This is a genomic window from Streptomyces sp. NPDC013455 (genome assembly GCF_040632975.1).
Lineage (GTDB): Bacteria > Actinomycetota > Actinomycetes > Streptomycetales > Streptomycetaceae > Streptomyces.
Genome location: NZ_JBEYCX010000069.1, coordinates 1 through 2,118, shown reverse-complemented (window position 1 = coordinate 2,118; position 2,118 = coordinate 1). Strand labels below are relative to the sequence as shown.

Here is a 2,118-nt window from a genome sequence, read left to right as displayed (position 1 = left end):
ACCTGCGACATCACCGACCCAGAACAACTCACCCACCTCCTCAACCACCTCCCCACCCCACACCCCCTCACCACCCTCATCCACACCGCAGGAACCCTCGACGACGCCACCCTCACCAACCTCACCCCCACCCAACTCGACAACGTCCTCGCCGCCAAAACCCACACCGCCAACCTCCTCCACCACCACACCCAACACCTCCCCCTCCACCACTTCGTCCTCTACTCCTCCGCCGCCGGCACCCTCGGCGCCCCCGGCCAAGCCAACTACGCCGCCGCCAACGCCCACCTCGACGCCCTCGCCCACCACCGCCACACCCACAACCTCCCCGCCACCACCATCGCCTGGGGCACCTGGCAAGGAAACGGCCTCGCGAGGGGCGACGTCGGCGAGCACCTGCGCCGCCGCGGGATGAATCCCATGGACCCGGAGTCGGCTCTTCGCGCCCTGGACCGAGCGCTCGCCAGCGGTCGGCCCAGCACCTTCATCGCCGACATCGACTGGCCCAGGTTCAGCCGCAACAGTTCGGCCGGACTGCGCGCCCTGTTCGAGGACATTCCCGAGGCCCGGCAGCCCGAGTCGACGCCCGCAGGCGCTACCGACCCGCTGTCCGAGCCGGGCAGCCTCCGAGAGCAGTTCTCCCACCGACCCCCGGCGGAGCAGCTCGACGCCCTGCTGACGCTCATCCGCACCCAGGCGGCCACCGTCCTGGGACGTGACCGCGCCGACTCCGTCGAGACCGAGCAGCCCTTCAGGGAACTCGGGTTCGACTCGCTCTCCGCCGTCGAGCTCCGCAACAACCTCGGCAGCGCCACCGGGCTCGTACTTCCGACGACGCTCGTCTTCGACCACCCGACACCAGCCCGGCTCGCGGCCTTCCTCCACGCCGAGCTCTTCGGTGCGGTCCAGGACGAAGTCGCCACCGTCCTGGCACCCCGCGCCGACACCGACGAACCCATCGCCATCATCGGCATGGCCTGCCGCTTCCCCGGCGGGGTCACCTCGCCCGAGCAACTCTGGGACCTCATCTCAGCCGAACAGGACGCCATCGGCACGTTCCCCACCGACCGCGGCTGGGACCTGCGCAACCTCTACCACCCCGACCCCGACCACCCCGGCACCTCCTACACCCGGCACGGCGGATTCCTGTACGACGCCGGGGAGTTCGACGCGGACTTCTTCGGAATCAGTCCTCGAGAAGCCCTCGCGATGGACCCCCAGCAACGGCTCCTCCTGGAGACTGCCTGGGAGGCCGTCGAGCGGGCGGGGATCAATCCCAGGACGCTCCAAGGTACGTCCACCGGCGTCTTCACCGGCATCAACGCCCAGGACTTCGCCGCACAGGCCCACGCGATCCCCGACACCGCCGAGGGCTACGTCCTGACCGGGACCGCCGGCAGCATCGCCTCGGGCCGGGTCTCCTACACCTTCGGCCTCGAAGGCCCCGCCGTCACCATCGACACCGCATGCTCCTCCTCCCTGGTCGCCCTGCACCTCGCCTGCCAGGCCCTGCGCGCCGGCGAGTGCACGATGGCGCTCGCGAGCGGCGTCACGATCATGACCAGCCCCATCACGTTCACCGAGTTCTCCCGTCAACGAGGGCTGGCTCCCGACGGGCGCTGCAAGCCCTACGGCGCGACAGCCGACGGCACCAGTTGGAGCGAGGGCATCGGCACCCTCCTCGTCGTAAGGCTCTCCGAAGCCCAGCGCTTGGGACACCGCGTCCTCGCGGTCGTACGGGGCAGCGCGGTCAACCAGGACGGCGCGTCCAACGGCCTGACCGCACCCAACGGGCCGTCGCAGCAACGCGTGATCCGTCAGGCCCTCGCCAACGCGGGACTGTCGGCGGCGGACGTCGACGCCGTCGAGGGCCACGGCACGGGCACGAAGCTCGGCGACCCCATCGAGGCCCAGGCCCTCCTCACCACCTACGGCCAGGAACACTCCGAGGAACGACCACTGTGGCTCGGCTCGGTGAAATCCAACCTTGGCCACACCCAGGCGGCAGCAGGCATGGCCGGCCTCATCAAGATGGTGATGGCGTTGCGGCATGGGGTGCTGCCGCGAACCCTGCACGCCGAGGAGCCGTCGCCCCACATCGACTGGACCTCGGGTGCC

The 2,118-nt window shown here is 70.1% G+C and carries 1 protein-coding gene; it reads left to right on the top strand.

The genetic code is table 11. The features are described from left to right. Positions 1-2,118: beta-ketoacyl synthase N-terminal-like domain-containing protein (locus ABZ576_RS34300; protein ID WP_360750018.1), on the top strand; the 2,118-nt coding region annotated here is incomplete at both ends.